Origin of the sequence: Pseudomonas sp. Leaf15 (assembly GCF_001421425.1) — a bacterium.
In the GTDB taxonomy this organism is placed as follows: domain Bacteria; phylum Pseudomonadota; class Gammaproteobacteria; order Pseudomonadales; family Pseudomonadaceae; genus Aquipseudomonas; species Aquipseudomonas salomonii.
Genome location: NZ_LMKI01000013.1, coordinates 19,268 through 39,878 on the forward strand (window position 1 = coordinate 19,268; position 20,611 = coordinate 39,878).

The 20,611-nt window shown below is 61.9% G+C and carries 16 protein-coding genes; 12 read left to right on the forward strand and 4 right to left on the reverse strand.

Going from position 1 to position 20,611, the window contains the following annotated elements:
- Positions 1-9 precede the first annotated feature (9 nt).
- The 10 genes from ASE80_RS12805 to ASE80_RS12850 all read left to right on the forward strand — a co-directional run bounded on the left by ASE80_RS12805 (position 10) and on the right by ASE80_RS12850 (position 13,027).
- Positions 10-2,448 carry an AAA family ATPase gene (locus ASE80_RS12805; RefSeq protein WP_056859310.1) on the forward strand — a complete coding sequence of 813 codons (2,439 nt, stop codon included), beginning with the start codon at positions 10-12 and terminating at the stop codon, positions 2,446-2,448.
- Positions 2,445-3,974, forward strand: coding sequence for a sigma-54 interaction domain-containing protein (locus ASE80_RS12810; protein WP_056859229.1), 1,530 nt, complete (start codon positions 2,445-2,447; stop codon positions 3,972-3,974). Before ASE80_RS12805 ends, ASE80_RS12810 begins: the two co-directional genes overlap by 4 nt.
- Positions 3,975-4,047: 73 nt before the next feature.
- Positions 4,048-4,179: a hypothetical protein gene (locus ASE80_RS31405; protein WP_056859230.1), complete on the forward strand. Its 132-nt coding sequence runs from the start codon at positions 4,048-4,050 to the stop codon at positions 4,177-4,179.
- 13 nt (positions 4,180-4,192) lie between these two features.
- A complete protein-coding gene (gene tagH / locus ASE80_RS12820; protein WP_056859231.1) occupies positions 4,193-5,386 on the forward strand; it encodes a type VI secretion system-associated FHA domain protein TagH in 1,194 nt (397 codons plus the stop codon).
- Entirely contained in the window at positions 5,383-5,865 is a 483-nt protein-coding gene (tssJ, locus tag ASE80_RS12825) for a type VI secretion system lipoprotein TssJ (protein ID WP_056859232.1), read from the forward strand. Before tagH ends, tssJ begins: the two co-directional genes overlap by 4 nt.
- Position 5,866: 1 nt before the next feature.
- Positions 5,867-7,195, forward strand: a complete 1,329-nt coding sequence (gene tssK / locus ASE80_RS12830) for a type VI secretion system baseplate subunit TssK (RefSeq protein ID WP_056859233.1) — start codon at positions 5,867-5,869, stop codon at positions 7,193-7,195.
- 5 nt (positions 7,196-7,200) lie between these two features.
- The gene (gene icmH, locus ASE80_RS12835; protein ID WP_177336518.1) at positions 7,201-8,067 is read left to right on the forward strand and encodes a type IVB secretion system protein IcmH/DotU; all 867 of its coding nucleotides are present in this window, start codon (positions 7,201-7,203) and stop codon (positions 8,065-8,067) included.
- Positions 8,068-8,082: 15 nt separating this feature from the next.
- Complete coding sequence (gene tssM / locus ASE80_RS12840; RefSeq protein WP_056859234.1) at positions 8,083-11,460, forward strand: type VI secretion system membrane subunit TssM; 3,378 nt, start codon at positions 8,083-8,085, stop codon at positions 11,458-11,460.
- Entirely contained in the window at positions 11,457-12,188 is a 732-nt protein-coding gene (locus ASE80_RS12845; RefSeq protein WP_056859235.1) for a PP2C family protein-serine/threonine phosphatase, read from the forward strand. The genes tssM and ASE80_RS12845 overlap by 4 nt, the downstream gene beginning before the upstream one ends.
- On the forward strand, positions 12,185-13,027 hold the full coding sequence (locus ASE80_RS12850) for a serine/threonine-protein kinase (RefSeq protein ID WP_056859236.1): 843 nt from the start codon (positions 12,185-12,187) through the stop codon (positions 13,025-13,027). Before ASE80_RS12845 ends, ASE80_RS12850 begins: the two co-directional genes overlap by 4 nt.
- 320 nt (positions 13,028-13,347) lie before the next feature.
- Here the strand turns inward: ASE80_RS12850 and ASE80_RS12855 are convergent, their stop codons facing one another.
- On the reverse strand, positions 13,348-13,677 hold the full coding sequence (locus ASE80_RS12855) for a DUF6388 family protein (protein WP_056859237.1): 330 nt from the start codon (positions 13,675-13,677) through the stop codon (positions 13,348-13,350).
- Positions 13,678-13,971: 294 nt separating this feature from the next.
- On the opposite strand from ASE80_RS12855, the gene ASE80_RS12860 reads away from it, so the two are divergent.
- Positions 13,972-16,044: an EAL domain-containing protein gene (locus ASE80_RS12860; RefSeq protein WP_056859238.1), complete on the forward strand. Its 2,073-nt coding sequence runs from the start codon at positions 13,972-13,974 to the stop codon at positions 16,042-16,044.
- Here the strand turns inward: ASE80_RS12860 and ASE80_RS12865 are convergent.
- Genes ASE80_RS12865 through ASE80_RS12875 form a run of 3 tightly spaced genes read right to left on the reverse strand, consistent with a single transcriptional unit; the run spans position 16,035 to position 19,330 of the window.
- The gene (locus ASE80_RS12865) at positions 16,035-16,889 is read right to left on the reverse strand and encodes a metal-dependent hydrolase (RefSeq protein WP_056859239.1); all 855 of its coding nucleotides are present in this window, start codon (positions 16,887-16,889) and stop codon (positions 16,035-16,037) included. The genes ASE80_RS12860 and ASE80_RS12865 overlap by 10 nt on opposite strands.
- A 15-nt stretch (positions 16,890-16,904) precedes the next feature.
- Positions 16,905-17,795: an SDR family NAD(P)-dependent oxidoreductase gene (locus ASE80_RS12870; protein ID WP_056859240.1), complete on the reverse strand. Its 891-nt coding sequence runs from the start codon at positions 17,793-17,795 to the stop codon at positions 16,905-16,907.
- Positions 17,792-19,330 carry a flavin-containing monooxygenase gene (locus ASE80_RS12875; protein ID WP_056859241.1) on the reverse strand — a complete coding sequence of 513 codons (1,539 nt, stop codon included), beginning with the start codon at positions 19,328-19,330 and terminating at the stop codon, positions 17,792-17,794. The genes ASE80_RS12870 and ASE80_RS12875 overlap by 4 nt, the downstream gene beginning before the upstream one ends.
- A 275-nt stretch (positions 19,331-19,605) precedes the next feature.
- Between ASE80_RS12875 and ASE80_RS12880 the strand changes: the two genes are divergently transcribed.
- Entirely contained in the window at positions 19,606-20,604 is a 999-nt protein-coding gene (locus ASE80_RS12880; protein WP_056859242.1) for an alpha/beta fold hydrolase, read from the forward strand.
- The last annotated feature ends 7 nt before the right edge of the window (positions 20,605-20,611 follow it).

Genomic DNA, 20,611 nt, shown 5'->3' on the forward strand with positions numbered 1-20,611 from the left:
CTGATGATTATGATGAATGTAGACCTGCAACAACTGATCCGGACCTTGACGCCTCAGACGCGCGTTGACCTGGCGCGGTCCGCCGAGCGTTGTGTAACGCGTGGCGGCAAGGAAGTGTTGGTTGAGGACCTGCTGCTGACGCTGCTGGAACATGCCGAGGGGCTTTTGGTAAAGGCGCTGGCGGATGCCGAAATTGCTCCAGGTGAGCTTCAGGCCCTGTTACTGCTTAAAGGCGAACAAAGTGCATCGCGCAGCCCGGTGTTTGCCCCGGCACTCGTGCAATGGTTGCAACAAGCGTTAATGGTTGCCCACCTGGAGTTGGGGCAGGTTGAGGTCGGCGCCGGTGCTTTATTGCTGGCACTTCTGCGTCATCCGCTGCAACACGCGGGCAGTGCTTATCAGCAGCTCTTGAGCCGCTTGGACGCGCAACGCGTGCGTGATTTTTTGTTGAGCCGGGGCTGCGAAACCGCGCCGCTGCGACAAGGCGAATCACTGCTGGAGCGCTATACCCATGACCTCACGCATCAGGCTCGTGAAGGGCGGATCGACCCGGTCCTGTGTCGTGACCCGGAGATCCGTCAATTGATCGATATCCTTGTGCGGCGGCGCAAGAACAACCCGATTCTGGTGGGAGACGCGGGCGTGGGCAAGACCGCCATCGTTGAAGGGCTCGCATTGCGAGTAGTTGCCTCACAGGTGCCCGAGCCACTCAAGGGCGTACGCATACTGACCTTGGACATGGGTTTGTTGCAGGCTGGCGCCAGTATCAAGGGCGAGTTCGAACGGCGGCTCAAAGGTGTGATCGACGAGGTTAACGCCTCACCAGAGGCCGTGATCCTGTTTATTGACGAGGCGCATACCCTGGTGGGGTCCGGCGGGCAGGTGGGTGGAGGCGATGCCGCCAACTTGCTCAAGCCCGCCCTGGCGCGTGGTCAATTGCGCACCATCGCCGCCACGACCTGGTCCGAGTACAAAAAATACATCGAAAAAGACCCGGCGTTGGCACGGCGCTTCCAGCCGGTAAAAGTCGGCGAGCCGAGTGTGGCGGCGGCGGTCTCCATTTTACGCGGGTTGGTGCCGGTGTATGAAGCCAGCCATGGCGTCTATATACGTGACGATGCGGTGGTGGCGGCAGCGCAGCTGAGCGCTCGTTACCTGGCAGGGCGACAGTTGCCGGACAAAGCCGTCGACGTACTCGATACCGCCTGTGCGCAAGTGCGTATACGCCTGACGGCGGCGCCTGAGGCGTTGCAACAGCTGTGCGCTGAATGGGCTGAGGGCAATCGCCAGCGTGTGGCGCTTGAGCGCGATGTTGAAGCCGGCTTGCTCGTTGACCAACCGGCATTGCAGGCACTGGCCCGGCGGCTGGATGCTCTGGAGCTTGAGCGCCAGCAAACCGAGCAGCACTGGATGCAGCGTGAACAGCAGCAAGCCAGCCATGAAGTATGCCCACGGGTAGTCGCCCAGGTAATCAGCGGCTGGACCGGCATCCCGGTTGAGCAACTGGCCTTGGAGCACAGTGAGCGCGTCCTGGGTTTTGCCGACGCCCTGCGCGAGCGCATTATTGGGCAGGAACCGGCGGTGCAGGCGTTGGATCGTAACCTGCGAGCGGTGGCTGCGGGCCTCAATAATCCTGAGGCGCCGGTGGGCGTATTTTTGCTCGCCGGCCCAAGCGGGGTCGGCAAGACCGAGACGGCGCTGGCGCTGGCGGACTTGCTGTACGGCGGTGAGCGGTTTGTGATCACACTGAATATGTCGGAGTACCAGGAGCAACACTCGCTGTCCCGATTGATCGGAGCACCTCCCGGTTACATTGGGTACGGCGAGGGCGGGGTGCTGACGGAGGCCGTACGCCAGCGACCTTATTCGGTGGTGTTGCTCGATGAAATCGAGAAGGCCGACCCTGAGGTGCTGAACCTGTTCTACCAGGTCTTTGACAAGGGCCTGGCCAATGACGGTGAAGGCCGCGAAATTGACTTTCGTAATACGTTGATCCTGATGACGTCCAACCTGGGCAGCGACTGCATCAGCGCACTGTGCGCCGATGGTAGGCGCCCCGACGCAGCGGCCCTGGAGGAAGTGATTCGCCCGGTATTGCGCGCTCACTTCAAGCCGGCTCTGCTGGCCCGCATGCGTGTCGTGCCGTATTACCCGCTCGCAGGCGAACGCTTGCAGGACGTGGCAAGGCTCAAGCTGGCGCGCCTTGGCCAAAGGTTGCACGCGCGCGAACTGCTGTTCAGCTACAGCACCGAACTGGTCACGCACATGGTCGAGCGTTGTATGCACCAGGACAGTGGCGCGCGTTATATCGACCAGTGGATCGAGTCCCACCTGCTGCCGCCGATCGTTGATCGTCTGCTCGGTGCGATGGCCGTTGGCGAATCCCTCTTGGCCACCCACGCGACGCTGGATGGCAGCGGTGTGCCAGTGTGTGAGTTCAGCCTATGACGCACAGCCCATTCAAGCCATTGCCTGATTCGCTGGCCTACGCCGACCAACTGCTGGGCTGGTTTACCCGCCTGGGCTTCGAGCGCGAGGAATCGAAGTTGGCGGACCTTTGCGTCACGGCCGCTGCGCAGTTGAGCCAGTGCGACCTGTGCCAACTGTATGCGCGGGATGAAACCACCACCCAGCTGGGGCTGATCGCTCAGTATTTTCCCGACGGGGAACTCGCAGGCCAGCGGGCCGCAAGCATAGATGTTCAGCACCAGCAGTTATTGCACTACGTCCTTGATCAGGGGCGGGAACTGACCATTGATGAACTGTGCAACAGCGCCTATGACAGCGGTTTTCTGCCCTTGGCGGCGCTGCCTTGGCACTCGCTGACATGCCTGCCCTTGTTTAATCGGAGCAAGGCGGTGTGCGGCGTTCTGCTTTGCGCCAGCCTGCGCCCTGCGCAATTGCATGGCTACGCCGCTTCGTTGGGCCAATTGGGCAGCTTTGCCCTGGGCCAATCAAGCCTGTTGCGGCTTGCCCAGCCCAGGCAAGTCATGCTTGTTCCCCCGTGCAATACACCCGTGGCCAGTGCCTATGGCTTGATCGGCAACAGCACCGCGATGGAGGCCACTTGCCGCCTGATCGGCAAGGTTGTACAGGCCCCGTTTACCGTGCTGTTGCACGGTGAAACCGGCACGGGCAAGGAGGTGGTGGCGCGTGCGATTCACGCCGCCGGCCCGCGTAGCACGCGAGCGTTTGTGGTGCAAAACTGCGCAGCCTTCCCTGAGGGCTTGCTGGAGAGTGAGCTGTTCGGCTACCGCAAGGGCGCGTTCACCGGTGCGGAGCGTAACTATGCCGGGCTGTTTGACGCAGCCGATGGCGGCACACTGCTGCTGGATGAGATTGGTGATATGCCACTCTCCCTGCAGGCAAAGCTGCTGAGGGTGCTACAAGAAGGTGAAGTGCGCCCGCTGGGCGCCAATACCGCTCACAAGGTCGATGTGCGAATCATCGCCGCCACCCATCGCGACCTGCTGGCAATGGTCGGCCAGGGGACGTTTCGCGAAGACCTCTATTACCGATTGGCGCAGTTCCCTATCCAGTTACCGGCATTGCGTGAGCGCGACGGCGATGTGCTGCTGCTTGCCCGGCACTTTGCCGAAAAGGTCTGCGCGGCACTCGAAAAACCGCTGGTCAGCTGGTCCAGCGCAGCGCTTGATCAGCTCTCCGGCCGCGCCTTCCCAGGCAATGTGCGTGAGCTCAAATGCCTGGTCGAACGGGCGGTGCTGCTGTGTGATGACGGGGTGATTTTACCTGCGCACCTGTCGCTGTCAGCGGCGCCCGCAGGTGCGGCCGTCGAGGCAACCCTGCGTCAGCGCCTGGAGCGGGTGGAGCGGGTCTTTCTGATCGATTGCCTGCACAAGAACCGTGGCAATCGAACACGCACGGCGCGTGAGCTTGGGGTCGCGCGTCGCACGCTGTTGTACCGGCTTGCGCGGTTGAATATCCCCATGGGCGCGTCTCGAGGGGAATGTTGAATGGCATATTCACGCTGGCGTGCTCATGGGCGCTGCGCTCACCTGTTTGTCTTGTCTACCTGGGAGAACCCCGATGCCTGATCGTCCATGGCGAGCCGTGATGCTTGTGTTGTGTTTGCTGAGCGGCTGCAGCGCCAATTACGTGTTTGATGACGCTGACTATCGTCCTTTGGGTGACCCCCAAGCGACCCGTCGCGGCCAATGAAATGGAGCCTTTCATGCAATTAGTGCTTGAGGTGTGTGAGGGTGGGGGCGGTGAGCCGCCGCCGCGCAAGGTGTTCGATGGAATGGGCGGCGTGGTCGGTCGTGGAGCCGGTTGCGACTGGATTATTCCTGACCCCAGTCGCTTGCTTTCCAGTCACCACGGGTTGATCGCTTACCGTGACGCGCGTTACTTCCTGACGGATATCAGCAGTAACGGTATCCGTGAGGTGGGCAGTGGCAAGTCGCTGCAAAAGGGCCAGGCGCGGCTGATCGTGGAGGGTGATGTTTTCCAGTTGGGGCCATTTGCTGTCCGTGCGCGGTTGATTGAGCGCGTGGCATCGCATCGCCAGCCATTATCCACCGCGGGCGGGGTGATACCCGAGGATGCTTATCTGGGCCTGGACCCCGTGCATGAATGGGATCGCCAGTCGATGCACGAGGCGCCGCCGTGCGAGCTGGACGCCTTGAACGATGTACAAGAGGCACCGAGTGCCTGGATGTCGGGTGACTGTGTTGAGCGCGATTACCTGGCCTTACCTGTACAGGCAGACGCTCCGGGAGACAGGGTCGAGCCAGTATTGCCTGACTTGCAGGCGCCCGTGGCCGACGAAGGGTTCTGGGCCCAGTTCGCCACGGCGTTGGGGGTTAGTGTGCAGGCGCTCGATTGCGCTGGCCGCGAGGCGTTGGCGATTAAGGCTGCGGGTTTACTCAGGCACGCAATTGATGGGTTGCAACAGAACCTGCGCACTCACGACGAACTGCACAACGAATTGAGCCTGGACGCGAGCACCTTGATCAAACGTCCGAACGCGTTGAAAGACAACCTGGGCATGGATTCTGTGTTGGCGTCGCTGCTGGGCATGGGGGAGTTGGCGCAACCCAGCGCCGAAGCGGCCATTACGCAGGTGTACCGGCAAATGCAAGTGCATCAGGTCGCGCTGCTCGTTGCGTGCCGCACGGCGCTGCGCAACTCGCTGGCGACGTTTGCCCCCGGCCATTTGCAGGCCGGTTTTGCGCGCGATGACAAGGTGCCAAGGTTCTTTGCCGACAGGGCGCATTGGCGGGCCTACCAGCGCCACTATCACCGCTTGGTCGAAGCAGATGCATTGAACACGGGCCCGTTGCGCGGCGATTTTGCCAAGGCCTATGAGGAGCAGGTACGCCTGGCTTCAGCGCTGTTTGCCACACCGCCAGGAGGATGCCCATGACCCGTGTTGCCCTACCTCTTTTGGTCGTATTGATGCTGCTGGGCGGGTGCAGCAGCCTGTCACCCTTTTCCACAGTGACCAAGCTCGACCTGACGCTGGCCGCCAGTGACGAAGTGAACCCCGACCTGCATGGGCGCCCCTCTCCGGTGGTGGTGCAGCTGTTCGAGCTCAAGCATCCAGTGGCATTCGAAAACGCGGATTTTTTCACGCTGTATGGACATGCCGAGCAGGCACTGCCCAAAGACTGGGTGAGCAGCGAGGAACTGGAGTTGCGCCCCGGCGAGCAGGTGGCTCTCAAGCTCAGGAGTGAACCGCAAAGCCGCTACGTGGGCATCATCGCGGCGTACCGTGATTTGCCCCATGTGCAATGGCGTTGGGTGCTGCCGCTGGCACCACAGCAAGTGACGCGAGCGCACCTGGTGCTTGACCAGGCGGGCATCCGTGCTGGCGACCCGCTCGTCAGCGCCTTGGAGAATTGAGATGCAGGTTCATAAAGTCATCTGGCAGGAAGGGATGTTGCTGCGCCCCCAGCACTTGCAACACAACGACCGTTATTACCAGCAGCAGCTCAACCGAACCCGTTTGCTGGGCAGTGATGCCTGGGGTTTCCTGAACCTGGACATCGACCTGCAGTACCTGGGCCTGGGCAAGTTGGTGGTCAATCAAGCCAGTGGCGTATTGCCGGACGGCAGTCTGTTCGAGTTGACCACCGCCATGGCGCCACTGGTACTGGAGGTGCCGGCCAACGCGGGCAGGCAATCGGTGTACCTGGCGTTGCCGATGGCGACCGGCAATCAGGTTGAAACCCGCACGCAGGAGTCGCCGGATGTGTTGGCGCGCTACATCGCCTGTGACGTTGAAGTGGCGGACTCCAATGCGGGCCGGGACGCGCGTTGCCAGATCAGTTGCGCACGCCCGGATTTGCGCCTGTTGCTGGGTGAGCAGCCGGGTGATGAGGCCTACGTGAAGCTGAAGATTGCCCAGGTGCTGGAATGCTCTGCGCAAGAGGGGCTGCGGATGGAGCCTGATTTTGCCCCGACGTTTATTTATGTGCAGGGCTCGGGGTTTGTTTCGTCCTGCCTCAAAGAAGTGATCAGCCTGCTGGCCAGCCGGGGAGATGCGATTGCTGAGCGGATTGGCGGCAGTGGCGCCACGGCGGGGGCGCAGATTGCCGACTTTCTGATGCTGCAACTGATCAATCGGGCCGAGCCGGTGTTGCGTCATTACCTGGCTCAGCCGCAAGTGCGTTCTGAGGCGTTGTTCCGCGAGATGCTGTCGATACTGGGCGAACTGGCGACGTTTGCCAGCGACAGCAAACGTGCCACCCAGCAGGTGCGCTACCTCCATGGCGACCAGGGCGCGAGTTTTCGTGGGTTGATGGCGGGGTTGCGCACGCTGCTGTCGATGGTCTTTGAGCAGCATGCCCTGGAGCTGGTGCTGCAACAGCGCCAGTATGGGGTGATGGTTTGCCCGGTAGCCGATCTCAAGCTGCTGGGCAGCGCGACATTCATCCTGGCGGTCGCAGCTCAATGCGATTCGGAAGAACTGCGCCATCGTTTGCCGGCCCATCTCAAGGTCGGCCCCGTAGAGCGCATCCGTGAACTGGTCAACCTGCACCTGGCGGGCATCAAGGTCAAACCGCTGCCGGTAGCGCCACGCCAGATCCCGTTTCATGCCGGTAAAACCTATTTCATGCTCGAGCTCAGTGGCCGTGATATCGCGCAACTGGAGCAATCGGGTGGTTTTGCGTTCCATGTCGGCGGCGAGTTCAGCGAGTTGGAACTGACCTTCTGGGCTATCAGGAATTGAACAGCATGAACATGGACAGTGAATACCCGCTGGATGAGAAAACCGTCTTGCTGGACCGTAACGGCCACGGCCCGGCACAGGGGCCGGTGACGGACTTCGTCTCACCACCGCGTTTTGAGCAGTTGGAAGACCGCATGGTCTACGCCGCCGCTGTACAGGGCGCGCAACGTTTCAACGTGGGCCTTAACCCGCTGGTGACAGCGGCCTGGGAACTGATGTCCGAGGTGCTTGAACTCAAACTCAGCAGCGGCCGGGAGAACCTGCAGACGCTCAACGACCGCCTGGCCGCGAGCCTCACACGCTTTGAGGTCCGCGCCCAGCATGACGGCATGGAAAGCGCTCAGGTGATTGCTGCTCGCTATGTGCTGTGCAGCGTCGTTGATGAAGCGGTAGTGACCACCGCGTGGGGGAGCCGCAGCGACTGGTCGAAGATCAGTCTGCTCAGCCGTTTTCACAACGAAACCTTTGGCGGAGAAAAGTTTTTCCAGCTGTTGGAGCGACTGTCTCGCGACCCGGTAAAACACTTGGCCATGCTGGAGCTGATGTACCTGTGCCTGTCGATGGGGTTTGAAGGCAAATACAGGGTCATGGAGCGCGGTGTGACCGAGCTTGAGGGCGTACGTGACGCGCTGTATCGCCAGATAAGGCATGTGCGTGGCGCCCCGGTTTCTGTGTCTGCCTGTGCCTCCCGACCGCAGCAGGCACGCCGCAAGCGGCTGCGCACGCTTTCCGCAACCTGGTATGTGGCGTTGGGCTTGATCGCTTTGCTGGCGATGTATTCGGCAACTGCCTGGGTATTGGGGCAGGAGCGAGCCCATGCACTGCAACCCTTTCAATCTTCGGCGCCGGAACTGACTCCGACGCCCTTGTAACGCTGGGAACATTGAATGAACGCTTTCTTCAAGGGCGCGTGCACCCTGCTGCGCATCGTTTGGGTATGGAGCTTGTTGCTGGTGCTTTGCAGCGCCTGCCTGGTGTGGTTTTTCGGCCCTCTGCTGGCGGTGGATGACCATCGGTTCTGGCAGGGCGCTACGGCTCGCCTTGTGACCATCAGCACGCTGTTTCTGCTATGGGGCCTGGCGATGGCTGTTATGGGAACACGCCGCAGCGTGCGGTCCCGGATCGAGGAAGCCCAGGCCGGCCGTCAGCACCCTGGGCTGGTAGAGGATGAGCGCAAACAGGTGCGCGGACGTTTCAAGGAGGCGCTGCATACCTTGAAAACAACTCGCCAATATGTCGGGCGCAGCCTGCGCTCACGCAATGAGCTGCCCTGGTACTTGTTGATCGGACAGCGAGGCAGCGGCAAGAGCGCTTTACTGGCGGCCAACGGCTTGCAGCGCCCGCCGGATCACGTTCAAACCGCATCATCCGGGGCCAGCGCCTACTGTGACTGGTACTTCGCCGATCAGGGCGTCCTGATGGAGAGTGCCGGGCGCTACCTGGACCAACCCGACCGCGCGGTCGATGCCGCAGGTTGGTCGACGTTACTCGGGCTGCTCAAGTCCAGGCGCCGGGTCCGCCCGCTCAATGGCGTGGTGGTGACGTTGTCGATGGACACCTTGTTGGGCAGCAATGAGCATGATCTGGAGCGCCATGCACGGCATGTGCATTCCCGGTTACAAGATATCCAGCAAACGCTGCATATCGATATTCCGGTTTATCTGGTGCTGACCCACGCTGACCACATCCCGGGTTTTAGCGCGTTTTTTGATACACCGCACGACAGCGCCGCAGAGGGCGTACTCGGTGAGCTGATCACTGGCGGCCCCACGGGCGTGCCCATGGCGCAGGTACGCCAGGCGTTCGAGGCGTTGCTGCAGCGCGTGAGTGGTGAACTGGTGCAGCGCCTGCACCAGGAGCGCAATGTCGAGCGCCGTGGCCGGATGCTGGATTTCGTGCCCCAGGTGGCACGCATCGGTGAGCGTTTGTGCCTGTTTATCGAAGTGGCGTTCTGCGCCCATCGCAACCAGCGCATCCAGGGGTTGCGAGGTTTCTATCTGACCAGTGCGGGTGAGCGGCACGAACGCTTTGTGCAAGGTCTTTTCAACCAGGTGATTTTCGCCGAGGCCGATCTTGCGGGGTTGCACACCGAGGAGCATCGACGCATCCGTTGGCAGCAGGCGGGATGGGCGAGCGCCGTCGCGTTGGTCATCGGAGCGGCGGGCATGCTCTGGATGCACAGCTATGGGATCAACCACCAACGCCTGGAGCAGTTGGCGCAGTTAGGTCAGGTGGAGACGTCGGCCCCGGCCGATGCGGACCAGACTTTGGCGTTACTGACGTTGCTGGACAATCGCCTGGCGGCGACGCGGGTGTTTCCGCCGGTGTCAGAGGCCGGCGTGCTGGAGAGAGCCGGACTGTTTCAGGGCGAAGTGAGCCGACCGCCGTTAGTCAGTGCTTATAACGACGCCCTGCAGCAAATGGTTGCGCAAGTCGCTTCGCTGCTCGAAGAACAGGTGCGGTCGAGCCTTGGGGATCGCGAACGGTTACTGGATAACCTGCGCGCCTACCTGATGCTCAATCTGCGCGAGCGACGTGACGCCGGGTGGCTGGCGGAGCGCGTGGCCAACCGGTGGTCCGAGCGCTTTGCCGGTGAGGCTGCGACGCAGGCGCGCCTGAGTGAGCACTTTGCCCGGCTGCTTGAACAACCCTTTGCCGCGCCACTCAATGATGAGCTGGTCGCCCAGGCTCGCCAGGTGTTGCGCGGAGAGTCGCTGGCAGACGTGGTGTATCGCGTACTGCGCGAGCAATCGCACACGCTGGAACCCAGCCGCCTCACGGACGGCACTGTGTTCACGGCGCTGGATCAACCGATTGCGGGGTTTTACAGCAAGCGCTACGTGCAGTATTTCGACCAGCAAGGCCCGCGACTGGTTAACGCGATTGTCCTGGACAATTGGGTGCTGGGGCAGGCGACTGACCTCAGTGCGATGGAATTGCGCCGGTTGATCGTCGAGCTGCAACAGCGCTACTTCAGTGAGTACGCCGATGCGTGGAGCCAGGCCCTGGGCCAGGTCCGATTACGCGAAACCGACAACCTGCGTGAGGACGCCGAACAACTGGCGCGCCTGACCTCGGCGCAGTCACCGCTGGTGTTGCTGTTACAGCAGGTGCGTGAAAATACCCGTTTGCTATCCACCGATGACCCGATGGCAGCGGTGCCCCACGAGGCCGGCGACGTGGCGGCTATCGCTCAGTCGATGGCTGCCCGTGTACGCGCAGGTGTTTTGCCCAAGCCCACAGGCGATGATGCTGCAAGACGCGCCTTGCAACGCCGTTTCGAGCCTTTGCATCAACTGCTTGATGAGCAGCAAAACCCGGGCGAACAACTGACCCAGGCATTGCGCCAGCTTGATGCTGTGCACCTGCAACTGGCGGCGCTGAACCGCGAAGGGGCGCCGGAGCAGGCGGCTTTCCAGATGGTGAAACGGCGTATGGAAGGGCAACAACCCGGGTTGGGACAGTTACGTGACAGTGCCGCACGTTTGCCGCTGCCGCTCAAAGGCTGGGTCGAGGGCCTTGCCGACGACAGTTGGCGGCATTTGTTCGATGAGGCCTATACGCATGTGAACCAACGCTATCAGAGCGAGGTGTATAGCCTGTATGCCAGGGCTATCCGCCAGCGTTACCCGTTCAATGCCCATGCCGGCAGCGACGTGGCTTTGGGCGATTTCGAGGAGTTCTTCAAACCCCAGGGCGTGCTGGCAAGGTTCCATGACAATTACCTGCGCCCGTTTATCAGCGCCGACGGCGGGCGATATCGCTTGCGCGGCCTGGAAGGCCAGAGCCTGCCAATGTCGCGCGCGTTGCTGGAGCAGCTCGGCAAAGCGCAGACCATCCGCCGTGGTTTTTTCGGGGGCGACCCCGGCGAGTTGGCGGTTCGATTTACGTTGGCGCCTTATAGCCTGGACCAGGCGGTCAGCCGCGCGGTGTTGAGCTTTGGCGGTCAGCAACTGGAGTACCGCCATGGGCCGATCGTGCCTGTGACGTTCCAGTGGCCCAGCGAAGTGGAAAATGGTCGCAGCAGCCTGGTCTTGGAGCGCGGCGCACAGCGGCCATTGGGCATCGAGAAGAACAGCGGGGCCTGGTCGTTGTTTCGCTTTTTTGACCTGCTGCACAACGAGCCTGCCAGTGGGCGCGATGCGCAGCTACTCAAGGCCGATCTTGCCGGTTTGCGTGCCAATTACCTGTTGGTCAGCCAGCGCACACCCAGCCCGTTTCAGATGGACACGTGGCGCACGTTCCGTTTGCCGGAGCGACTGTGACCGCGCCGCAAGCCGCCGCAAACAGCGCGGCACGCAGCCAACGTGGCAAGGCCCGGCCGCGCAACGAAGATGCGTTCCTCGACTGCCCCCAACAAGGTTGCTGGGCGGTCGCCGATGGCATGGGCGGCCACCGCGCCGGACACAGGGCCAGCCAAGGGGTGGTCGACAGCCTTGCCGCGTTGCCGGCCCAGGGTACGTTCGATCAGCGCATCGATGCGGTGCGGCGATGCCTGCAACGGCTCAATCAAAGTTGGGGGGATAACGCCTCACCGCCGGCCAAAGGTCGCGACGACAGAATGGGCAGTACCGTGGTGGTCCTGCTGCTGGAGGGCCGGCGGGCAGCGTGTATCTGGGCGGGCGACAGTCGTTGTTACCTGTGGCGAGGCGGGCGGTTGTATCAGCTGTCGCGCGATCACTCACTGCTGCGCCAATTGATGGATGAGCAGCGATTGAGCCTGGCACAGGCCCAGGCGCATCCCGACGCCAGGGCGTTGACCCGCGCCGTAGGCGCGCGGCACCCGCTCAAACTCGAGGTGCTGGAGTTGGGCGCGCAGCCAGGCGATGTGTTTGTGCTGTGCAGTGACGGTGTGTACCAGGCGATGACACACGCCGAGCTGGGCAACGCCATGGACAGCGGTACACCGCAACAGGTGGTGGCACGGCTGTTCACGGCGGCGCTACGCGGCCCGGCGCGGGATGACCTGACGGCCGTGGCGGTGCGCGCATGACCACGGCACCTGGCATGCCCACCTTGCTGGCGGGGCGTTATCACCTTGAGCGCGTGTTGGGTTCGGGCGGCATGGGCGTGGTCTACCGGGCGCGCGACCTGCTGCATGAGCAGTTTGGCGAGCCCTGCTCGAGTGTGGCAATCAAGGTGCTTGGCGAGAATCTCCGCCTGGCGCCCGATGCACATGTGCTGCTCTACAGCGAGTTTGCCCTGACCCGCAGCCTGCAGCATGAGCGTGTGGTGCGCATGTTTGCGTTTGAGGTGGATATCAGCAGCCAGATAGCTTTTTTCACCATGGAGTTGATGCACGGCATGACCCTGGACCGGCTGCTGCTGGAGTGTCCCGATGGCTTGCCCTGGCGTGAGCTGCAGCCACTGGCCGTGCAGCTGCTGGATGCTGTGGCGCATGTGCATCGCCAGGGTGTACTGCATGGTGATGTAAAACCGGTGAACATCATGCTGGGTGACGACGGTATTCGTTTGTTCGATTTCGGCCTGGGGCAGGCGACGGCAGAGGCGATGGCGGGGCTGGCGAGTGTGAGTCGTGACCGGTTCAGCGCCTGGACACCGGCGTATGCGGCGCCGGAGTTGTTGGCGGGCGGTGTGCTGACGGCGAGTGCTGACCTGTATGCGGTGGCGTGTGTGATCTATGAGTTGGCCCATGGCAGGCGCTTGGGTGAGCGTGGCACCACTGACCGACTGCAGCGTCCCCGGCAGTTGCCGGCAGCGTGCTGGCCGGCGCTGCGCTTGGCGTTGGCGATGGATCCTGAGCGCCGAACGATCAGCGTGGAGGCGTTGGGCGAGGTGATGGCGCGTTGTCGATGGCGCTGGTTCAGGTAGCTAAGGTGCCTGCCAGGGTGTCGATTTGGCCGACGCAGGGTATCTGCCTTTCTGTGGGAGCTGGCGGCCTGAAAGCCGACCTGAGTGGTTGAAGCAAGAGCCAGATCAAGTGCAAAGCAAAAGCTTATCTACCTGATGCAACGCGGTCTAAATGTGGGAGCGGGCTTGCTCGCGAATGCGGTGGGTCAGTCAATTCATCTGTCACTGTTACACCGCATTCGCGAGCAAGCCCGCTCCCACAGTTGACCGCATGCAGTTTTGAATATGAGATCGGCTGCGGATTTGCATGCACTGAAGAGCTGCTTTTCTGTGGGAGCTGGCTACCCAGCCAAGTCATGCAGCCGGCAGTACTCTTCCCACCCCAACCCGGCCATCTGCGCGACTTCCTTGTGCACTTCCAGGCGCTGAGCCTCAAAGGCTTCGGCCGACTCGGCCGTCAACTTGAGCGTCAGCTCCCAGGCAAACAGATTCTGGCGCTCAGCCTCGGCCTCGAAAGCCTCATGCAAGCGCTCGGCGCGATACTGCGCGAGGGTTTCGCCTTTGGCTTGGGCGGCCAGAGGGTTGAGGGTGTCCAGTTGCGTCGCCACCTGGGGGTGTTCACTCAAGAAACGGTCCAGGGCGCGCTGGTGGTTATCACCGGGTTCTGACAAGGGCTTACTCCTGATTGGATGAAGTCAATAGATGGGGGCACGCACAAGGCTTTGCAATCAGCCAGCGGGCAATCGCCATGCAGGCGGGCAGGGTCGCTGGCCTGGCTTCGGCAAAACCGTTTTGAAGGCTAGCCCGACGGCCCCGACAAATCGCGCAAACTGACATTAATTCTGAATAATTAATCGTAGTGCGGCAAAAGCCTTTCGCTACCGGTAGGTGGCCGTGTAGCGTTACATGGGATTTATGGGCACTGCCAAGCATGGGCAGCGAGCGATACGGGCAGAGGGACGGGCATGGCGCAAACGCTGTTCAAACTTTTCCTCACCCAGCGCCTGGCGGCCTTGGCCAGCACCGAGTCATTACGCGCTATTCGCGAGGGCTTGTTGTGGATCCTGCCGTGCCTGCTGGTGTCCGCCGGTTTCCTGATCTTGTCCGAATGCGCCAACGCGCTGGGCTTCGATCCGCAGGTGGTGGCTTTTCTGTCGGGGTTGCATAACCAGATCAGCTCGGTGATTCCGCTGCTGGTGGCGGCCTCGATTGGCTACATGCTCGCCATCCAGCACCGCCTGCCACAATTGCCGGTGGCATTTTTGTGCCTGGCCCATGTGGTGGTCGCCACCTTTGTACTGCGTGACTACCCGCGCGCATCGGCGACGTTTGTGTTGTTTATCGCCATCGCATCGCCCCTGTTGAATGTGCCGGCAATCGCCTGGCTGCACCGCTTTCGCTGGACGCGCCTGGTCAACGAAGACCTGGTGGGCCACAACCTGCGCGGCACCATCAATATGGTGGTGCCGGGCGCCATTACGGCGTTGTTGCTGGTGCTGGTGTTGTCGTTGCTGGTGCAGATTCCCTCTGTGGCGCAGCTGCAGGGGCCGCAGGTACTGGATGCGCTGCAATCGCCGTATGGCAGCGGGTTGTTTGTCACCCTGATGAACTCATTGCTGTGGTTTTTCGGCATTCACGGTGTGTACGCCATGCAGCCGCTGTTCGACGTACTGGACCAGGCCGTGGTGCTCAATGGCGCCGCGCTGGCGGCGGGTGAGCCGATCAAGTACCTGCTCAACAGTGGCCTGCTCGGCTCTTTCGCGTTTATCGGCGGGTCGGGCGGGGCGTTGTGTTTGCTGTTGGCGATCCTGCTGTTTTCCAAAAGCCAGTCCATGCGTTTGCTGGCGATGGCCAGCCTGCCGCTGTCGTTGTTCAATGTCAGCGAAGTGCTGTTGTTCGGCTTGCCGATCATCCTTAACCCGCGTTTGTTTATCCCGTTTTTGCTGGTGCCGGCGTTCAATACCCTGCTGGCCTTGACGGTGGTGCAGTTGGGCTGGGTGTCGCCGGCAGTGGCCAGCGTGCCATTTACCGCGCCCGTGCTGCTCAATGCTTACCTCAGTACCCACGGCGACATCGCGGCAGTGGTGCTGCAAGTACTGCTATTGGGCCTGGGCACCCTGGTGTATGCGCCCTATGTGCGCGCGATTCATCGCCAGTCCAGTGATGGCAGCACGGTGTACCTCAAGTCGCTGGACATGACCTTCCGCGGCCTCGAAGAGAAAGGCCGCCTGCTGGAACTGGACCCGGTGTTGGCGTCCCACAAGGCTGCCGCCCGTCAGGCCGTCGAATTGAGCCGTATCCAGCAGATCAGCGATTACGAGTTCTACCTGGAATTTCAGCCCCAAGTCTCGACCCGCACCGGCCTGTGCACCGGCTGTGAGGCGCTGATGCGTGCGCGGGATAACCAGGGCACGGTGCATTCGCCCTGGGAATTCCTGCAATGGCTGGCCCAGGCGCGGTTGATGCCGGACGTGGATGTGTGGGTGGCCTCCCAGGCCGTGCGCCAGTATCAAAAGTGGCAAAAGATCGGCTTTGACTTGCCCATGACCATCAATATTTCCAGCGCCACGCTGACCCAGGCCGGCTATGGCGAGCGCCTGGTGGAGATCCTCGCCCAGGCCCATGGCCAGGTCTCGGTGGAAATCACCGAAGACGCATTGGTCGGTGATATCCAGGCCACCCGCCAGACCATCCAGAGGCTCCAGGCGATCGGCGCCAAGGTGTATATCGATGACTTCGGTACCGGGTTCTCGGCCTTGAGCTATCTGCACCAGTTCCCGGTGGACTTTATCAAGATCGACCGCAGTTTCGTGGTAGCTCAGCGCGACCCCAAAGGCGCCCAGGTATTGACCGGCATGCTGCGCTTTTGTGAGGCGCTGAACCTGGGCGTGGTGGTCGAAGGCGTGGAGACCGCCGAGCAGTTGGCCTTTTTGAACACTGGCACCGAGCTGTTTATCCAGGGCTGGTATTTCAGTAAGGCGCTGCCCGGCGACCTGCTGCCGGGCTTTGTCCGCAGGCGGGCGGCGGCTCAGCTGTAAGCGTGGGCGGACGCGTATTCACGCTGGGTCTGTTCGATCTCTTCGACCAGGGCGTCGATACCCGCCAGGCGTGCGCGGTTGTCATGGTCCCAGGGGTGAAAGCCCGGTTTGAAGTAGTGCAACCACGGCCGCAGCATGCGTGGGAACACGCCCTTGGGCCCGTATAGAAACTTGAGCATGCGCCAGAATCCTTTCAGGTGCCCACCGGCTTTGCGGTCGGCCAACAGCAGGCGCACGTGGAAATCAAACACCACCAGCCAGAACAGCAGCGTGGTGGTCAACATGGTGCCGGTGCGCAACAGATAGCGCATCGGCCCAGGCTTGATCACGGTGTTCCACACATCGAACGCCACGGCCTTGTGCTCGGTTTCTTCGAGGGCGTGCCAGTACCACATCTGCTGGTAGCCCTTGAGTGACTTGCCAAAACGCGACGGGTCGCTGAGCAGGATTTCCGCGAGCATCGCGGTGTAGTGTTCCAGGGCGATAGTCACCGCCAGGTTGAACGACGGTGGCAGGTGTTTCTTTTGCAGGTCGAGGAAGAACTTCAGGCGCTTGTCCAGGGTGTGCGCCGGTAGGCCGGCCGCTTGCAGGTGATCGTTGTAGGCCACGTGTTCGCGGCTGTGCATGGCCTCCTGGCCGATAAACCCCTGGATTTCTTTCTTCAGCGCCGGGTCGTCGATGCGCTGACGGTAGTGGCGCACGCTGTCCATGAAAAACAGCTCGCCCTGGGGAAACAGCAGCGACAAGGCGTTGAAAAAGTGCGTGATGAACGGGCCTTGTTCGTGCCAGTCCTTGATGCGCTCGGCAGGTAAGGCAAAACGGATATCGCGACGGATCGGCAACATGGTGCGTCCTCCTGTTCAGAGACGGGTTTCGTCGTTGGTTTCGAACACCGGCGTGCGCGGTTTGGGCGCCATACGCTTGCTGGCGAACACCACAAGGGCTTGATAGGCCGCCGGCAGGCACCGGGCGAGCAGGTCGAGAAAATACGCGTCGCGACCGATCAGCACGCGGCGCTTGTTCTTGCGCACGGCGTGCAGAATCACCCTGGCGGCCTGGTCGGCGTCGGTGATGAAGAGTTTTTCGAAGTCGGCGCGGGCCTGTTCCTCGCTGTGGATCAGAAAGCCGGTCATGTTCGCGTCGATGCGGCTGCTGCGGCAGATATCAGTGCGAATGCCGCCGGGGTGCACGCAGGTGGCGGACACACCGCAGCCTTGCAGGTCGAGCTCCTGGCGCAGGGATTCGGTAAAGCCGCGCACGGCAAACTTGGTCGCGTTGTAGCCGCTCATGCCCGGCTGGGCAAACAGGCCGAACACGCTGGAAGTATTGACCACATGCCCTTCGCCGCTGGCTTTGAGGTGTGGCAGAAACGCCTTGGTGCCATGCACCACGCCCCAGAAGTTGATGCCGACGATCCACTCAAGGTCGGCATAGTCCACGCCCTCGACTGTACTCGACAGCGCCACGCCGGCATTGTTGAAAATCAGGTTGACCTGGCCATGCTCCGCCGCGCAGCGTGCGGCCCAGTCTTGCATGGCCTGGCGGTCGGCCACATCGACGACGTGGGTGGTGATCATGACCGGCGACAAGGTTGATGACTTGATCAGCGCCAGGGTGTGCTCCAGGCCTTGGCTGTTCTTGTCCGAAAGCGCCAGGTGGCAGCCTTCGCGCGCCAATGCGAGTGCCAGGGCGCGGCCCATGCCGGAGGCTGCGCCGGTGATTGCCGCCACGCGGCCCTTGAATGACTTCATGACAGGCTGCCTTCTGCAGTGGGTTGCGGGGCCGCAACAACCGCGCGCGACGCAGAGGCCGGCAACGGGTTGGCGAGGTAGTCCTTGAGCGCGAAGTGGCGGGTGAGCTGTTTGAAACGCCAGGTCGAGCCGGGCCACAAGGTGGTGTTCTTGCCGGTGCGCGGGTCCAGGTACCAGCTCTGGCAACCGCCGGTGTTCCAGATGGTGCGCTTGAGCTTGTCCTGCAACTGTTGGTTGTAGGCCTGCTCGACGGCGGGTTTGACCTCGACCGTGGCAATGCGCTGGTGCTGCATGTGTTTGAGGGCATCGAGGATGTAGGTGACCTGGGCTTCGATCATCAGAATCATCGAGTTATGCCCCAGGCCCGTGTTGGGCCCGACAATCAGGAACAGGTTGGGATAACCCGGTACCGTCGTGCCTTTATAGGCGTGGGCGCCATCGCGCCAGGCGTCCATCAGGTCGACACCGTCGCGGCCGATGATGCAGTCGCGGGGCAGCGGGTCGGTGGCCTGGAAACCGGTGCCGAAAATCAGGCAGTCGGCCGGGTGCTTGATGCCGTCGCTGGTAATCACGCCGTCGGCTTCGATGCGCAGCACCGTGTCGGTGACCACCTCGACATTGCTGCGTGACAGCGCCGGGTAATAGTCGTTGGAGATCAACACGCGCTTGCAGCCGATGGTGTAGTCCGGCGTCAGGGTTTTGCGCAGGGAAGGGCGCGCCACCTGTTTGCGCAAGTGACGCAGGGCGATCTTCTGCACCATCTTCATCAGCCGCGGGTGCAGGGCAAAGCCCACCACGCGGCCTTCCAGCGCCCAGTAAAAGGCGCCGCGCACCAGGCGTTGGGTAAACGGCAGGTGTTTGAAGGCCCAGCGTTCGAGCCTTGAAATCTCGCGATCCGGCTTGGGCATGATCCACGGTGGCGTGCGCTGGAACAGGTCCAGGTGTGCCACCTGCGGGGCAATCTGCGGCACGAACTGGATCGCACTGGCGCCGGTGCCGATCACCGCCACGCGCTTGCCTTTCAACGAATAGTCGTGATCCCAGTGCTGGGAGTGGAAGCGCTTGCCCTTGAAGCTGTCCAGCCCTGGAATATCCGGCAGCGCCGGACGCGACAGCCCGCCCATGCCCGACACCAGCACCCGCGCACTCATCTTGCGGCCGTCGCTGAAGCTCAGGTGCCAGCGTTGCTGCTGCTCATCAAACACCGCACGTTGCAGGCCCATGCCGAAGCGCAAATAAGGCGCCAGCCCGAACCGCTGCGCGCACTGCTCAAGGTAAGCGCGGATCTCTGCCTGTGGCGCGAATTGCCGCGTCCAGTTGGGGTTGGGTGCAAACGAAAACGAGTACACATGGGACTGCACGTCACAGGCGCAGCCCGGGTAATGGTTGTCACGCCAGGTGCCGCCGAGGGTGTCGGCCTGCTCGGCGACAAAGAAGTCGGTAAACCCGGCTGCCTTGAGTTTGATTGCCATGCACAGGCCGGCAAAGCCTGAGCCGATGATGGCGATGTCGATGGAATCACTGTGGGCATTCATAGGCTGTCCCTCATGGGCATCAGATGTGCTCCTGTTTTTGTTTTGTCTTTTAGATAGAACACCATTGCAAAGAAAAAGTGAATTAATTATTTTAAAAAAGATTTTAAATAATCTACCTGAAAATATCGCCTACGCTAGGACCTTGTTCCCAATGTGCGCCTTGTCCGACGGACGAGCACACTGGGCAGCAAGTCCGGGTCCAGGGTGTGGACGGTGGCTGAGGCCTTGACCAATACCGGTCAGGGAGCAGCAGCAGGGAAGCAGAGGACCGAGCTATGGCGGTTGAATGGGTTGTCGCTGCGGGTGTGGTGGTGGGTGCCAGTGTGCTGTTATGGGCCTTGAGTGCCTGGATGACGCGGCGCATAGAAGCCACCGTTCCGATCAACGGGCGTTTCGTCGAGGTCGATGGCGAGCGCTTTCATTATGTAGACGAAGGTAAAGGCCCACCGCTGGTGATGATTCACGGGCTGATGGGCAGCAGTCGCAACCTCACTTATGCATTGTCCGGGCAATTACGTGAACGCTTTCGGGTGATTACGATGGACCGTCCGGGCTCCGGCTACTCCAGCCGGGGTGCACACACGGCGGCAGACCTGCCGGCCCAGGCCCGGCAAATAGCCGCGTTTATCAAGACCCTCGACCTGGATAAACCGCTGGTGCTGGGGCATTCCCTTGGCGGTGCGATTGCCCTGGCGTTGGCGCTTGATCATCCGCATGCGGTGTCCGGCCTGGTCCTGGTTGCGCCGTTGACCCACCCGCAGCGCCTGCTGCCGCTGGTGTTTTTGTCATTGGCGGTGCGTCCGGCGTGGTTGCGTCGCTGGCTGTCGCACACCCTGACCATGCCCGTGGGGCTGCTGACCAAAGGTTCGGTGGTCAAGGGCGTGTTTGCTCCGGACGCCGCGCCACCGGACTTCGCCACCCGTGGCGGCGGCCTGTTGGGGATGCGCCCGGACAACTTTTACGCCGCCTCCACCGAGATCAACACGGTCAACGATCACTTGCCGGACATGGTCAAGCGCTACCCGCAACTGACCCTGCCGATCGGCTTGATCTATGGCGCGCGCGACAAGGTGCTGGACTTTCAGAAGCACGGCCAGGCCCTGGCGAGCAAGGTGCCGGGCTTGAAGCTGCAAGTGGTGGAGGGCAGGGGCCATATGCTGCCGATCACCGCCACAGAGCGCGTGGTGGCGGTGGTGGAGCAGATTGCCAAGCGCGTCAAGCCTGCCGAAAGCGTTGCGCTGCAGCCTCCGCCGTTGGCGTTGGTGAGCAAATAGTTGCGTT